Source organism: Peptidiphaga sp. (genome assembly GCF_057238965.1).
In genome coordinates this window covers 1-3,201 of sequence record NZ_DBHHEV010000143.1, presented here as the reverse complement: position 1 = coordinate 3,201, position 3,201 = coordinate 1, and the positions used below count along the sequence as shown (strand labels likewise).

Below are 3,201 nucleotides of genomic sequence, written 5' to 3'. Positions count from 1 at the left end.
GGGCCTCAAAGTGGCGGTGGTGCCTGGCTGAGGGGCGCCTGCGCGCCGTTCCACCCCACTGCCGCTGCCGGGGCGCGTGCAGCCGTCGCCGAAGAGCGCGCCGCTTGCGCGGGATTCGCCGGACTGTTGCGAGACTCGGCGCTCCAAGGCGCGGCACTCGCCATGCGCATGTACGGACGTCGCTCAAACGCGCGTTTCGCCGAGCCTTTGTGGGGCTTGGCGCTCACTGGAAGGTCGGCAGCGTGAGCTCGCCGGCTATCGGCCGTCCGATCCACGTGGCCAGGTCGTTTCCGCGAAGCCCCTGAGACAGGAGGAAGACGATCTTGGAGTACACGGCCTCCAAGGTCATGTCGCCGGCGCCGACGGCCCCCGCCCGCGCGATGGCGTCGCCGGCCTGGTAGTGGCCAAGAAACACTTGGGCTTGATGGCATTGGGAGGCGACGACCACCGGGACGCCGTCGGCGATCGTCCGCTCGAGCACATCGGCCAGCCCGGGTTCGGCCGCGGGCACGTTGCCCACGCCGTAGGCGCGCAGCAGCACAGCCTCGGGGCGCGGCGTGAGAAGGGCTTCGAGCCGGGAGGCCGATATTCCGGGAGCGAGGTCGATCACGACGACGTCGTGCCGTGTGTAGGGAGCGGGATCTCGCCAATCGTGTTCTTCGGCGCCCCTGGCGCAGCCGACGCCGTCGGCGGGCGCCTGCGCGGCTTCTAAAAGGGAAGCCGCCGCCCCGGAAGCCTGCGTCCCGGAAGCCGTCGATCCTGAAGGGGAAAATCCCGAAGCCGCCGCCCCGGAAGCGGCAGGCTCGGGCCCCGCCGTCGGCGAGACGACCTCGTCGGTGGCGTACCACCGCCAGGGCGCGCCCGTTCGCGCGAGCGGTGGGACCGACGGCGAGGCAAAGCCCTCGAAGGACCACGAGCTCGTTTTCGTCACGCGGTTGCCGGCCAGAAGGTGGTGGCCGAAGAAAAGGCTGACGCCCTTTGCCCGCCCGGAGGACGCGGCCCGCAAAGCGCCCGCCACATTCCCCGCGGCGTCGGAGCCGACGTCGCCCAAAGGATACTGCGCCCCCGTGAAGACGACGGGCCTGTCAAAGCCGACGAGGGCGTAAGAGAGGGCGGCGCTCGAATAGCCCATGGTGTCCGTGCCGTGAAGCACCACGAAGGAGTCGGCCTCCTCGCGGTGAGCGTGCAGATCGTCGATGATCGCCTGCCACGATTCGGGCGTGGCGTTCGAGGAGTCGATGAGCGGCTCGAGCTCCGTCAGGCTCACCCGCCCCTCGAGCTCGGTCCCCGCGATCAGAGAGTAGAGCCATCCCTTGAGGTCGGCGCCGGGGACGAGGCCGTTGGGCGAGTCGACCATGCCGATAGTTCCGCCCGTGTACGTCACGTGTATGCGCATTTCTTCCTTCCTTGGAGTTTGTGCACGTTGAACAATCCTAGCCGCGGCCGGCTCACGTCCTGCAGGCGGCTCAGCGTTTGCCGTCGGTCGAAAGGGCCTGGTCGCCGTCGTCGGCGGCCTCCTCGTCGAGAACGCGGTCGAGAAGGGCGCCGTCCACCCGCCCGCGAACGAGGAGCCAGCCGCCTGCCATCATCGCGACCACCGGCACGAAGAGCGCGAGCGTCCACCGGCCTTCGGAGCTCGTGAGATTGGAGCCGACGACGACGGCGAAGAAGGCCAGGGCGATGTAGTTCGTGACCGGGGCGCCGGGCATCCTGTAGGAGGGGCGGGTCTCCTTGCCCGCCTTCACGCGCCTGAGGAAGGCGAGGTGGGTGACAAGGATCGAGGCCCACGTGCCGGCGATGCCGATGGCCGCGAGGTTCATGACGACGTCGAAGGCGTCCTTTTCGAGGACGACGTTGAGAAACACCCCGACGAGGCCGAGGGCCGAGGTGATGATGATGGCGCCGTAGGGCACGTGGTTCGCGTTCATGCGGGTGGCGAAGCGCGGGCCCGAACCCGCCACCGCCAAGGAGCGAAGCGTGCGGCCCGTCGCATACAGGCCGGCGTTGAGCGAGGAGAGCGCGGCGGTGAGGACGACCACTTGGATCACGCTCCCGGCGTGCGGCACGCCGATTCCCTTGAAGAAAGTGACGAAGGGGGATTCGTCCTTCGAATACGCGGTGTACGGCAGGACGACGGCCATGAGCGCCACGGCGCCCACGTAGAAGACGAAGATGCGGACGATCATCGAGTTGATGGCCTTCGGAAGAACGCATTCGGCCTCTTTCGTCTCGCCTGCGGCCACCCCCACCATTTCCGTGCCGCCGAAGGCGAAGACGACGCCGAGGGTCAGCGCGAAAACCGGGGCGAGCCCCTTGGGGAAGAAGCCTCCCGATTCGGCGATGTTGTGCAAGCCCGCGGTGTGGCCGCCGACGTCGTGCCCGACGACGATCGCCCAGACGGCAACCGCCATGAAGCCGACGATCGTCGCCACCTTGATCGCCGCGAACCAGAATTCCGCCTCGCCGAACATTTTGACGCTCAGCAAGTTGAGGGCGAAGACCAAGGCGAGGGCGACGAGGGCGATGAACCACTGCGGAATTCCTCGGAAGGCCGTCCAATAATGCATGTACAGGGCGACGGCCGTTATGTCCGCCATGACGGTGACAGCCCAGTCGAGGAAAAACATCCAGCCCGCGATGTAAGCGCCCTTCTCGCCCGTGAACTCGCGCGCGTAGGAGACGAATGCGCCCGAGGACGGGCGGCGGATTGCCAGTTCGCCGAGCGCCCGCACCATGAGAAACGCGAAAATCCCACAGATTCCATAAGCGACGACCAGCCCGGGGCCGCCCTGGGCGAGGCGGCCGCTGGCCCCGAGGAACAGACCCGTTCCGATGGACCCGCCGATGGCGATCATCTGAATGTGTCGAGGCTTGAGCTCTTTGCTGTATCCGGCGTCGCCCCTGTCGTGTTTCGCTGCGGTCGATGTCGGCAAGTGCGCGTCCTTCATCGTTCCTCCTGTCATTGGCAAACGAGCGGTCGCGAGTGCGCGATTGCGGCAATTCTACGTCCGCGACGGCTTGGGATTCGATCCGGCGACGGTTGCGCCGACGATCCGAACGCCTTCGGCGGCGCGCCGGGCGGCCGTGGGACGAACGGTCTGGCGGCTTGCGGCTCGGCGTGGGAAAATTGGTGCATGACATACACCCTGGTGCTGCTCCGCCACGGCGAGAGCGAATGGAATGCAAAGAACCTCTTCACCG

3 protein-coding genes and 1 pseudogene are annotated in these 3,201 nt (G+C 67.3%); 2 read left to right on the top strand and 2 right to left on the bottom strand.

Annotation, left to right across the window (positions count from 1 at the left end):
- Window positions 1–246, top strand: a 246-nt coding sequence (locus tag ACO48X_RS11055; protein ID WP_485002137.1) for a hypothetical protein, incomplete at its 5' end; no start/stop codon positions are given.
- Here the strand turns inward: ACO48X_RS11055 and ACO48X_RS11050 are convergent.
- Both ACO48X_RS11050 and ACO48X_RS11045 read right to left on the bottom strand, forming a co-directional pair.
- Window positions 224–1,396 (bottom strand): asparaginase, encoded by a 1,173-nt coding sequence (locus ACO48X_RS11050; protein WP_485002136.1) that lies wholly within the window; start codon window positions 1,394–1,396, stop codon window positions 224–226. The genes ACO48X_RS11055 and ACO48X_RS11050 overlap by 23 nt on opposite strands.
- Window positions 1,397–1,466: 70 nt before the next feature.
- Window positions 1,467–2,948 carry an amino acid permease gene (locus ACO48X_RS11045; protein ID WP_485002135.1) on the bottom strand — a complete coding sequence of 494 codons (1,482 nt, stop codon included), beginning with the start codon at window positions 2,946–2,948 and terminating at the stop codon, window positions 1,467–1,469.
- 51 nt (window positions 2,949–2,999) lie between these two features.
- Between ACO48X_RS11045 and ACO48X_RS11040 the strand changes: the two are divergent.
- Window positions 3,000–3,201, top strand: a pseudogene (locus tag ACO48X_RS11040) (hypothetical protein); the annotation flags it as partial.

Bases quoted from the DNA above. Each gene is read 5' to 3' on its own strand.
- ACO48X_RS11050 (WP_485002136.1), bottom strand. From the start codon at position 1,396: ATGCGCATACACGTGACGTACACGGGCGGAACTATCGGCATGGTCGAC.
- ACO48X_RS11045 (WP_485002135.1), bottom strand. From the start codon at position 2,948: ATGAAGGACGCGCACTTGCCGACATCGACCGCAGCGAAACACGACAGG.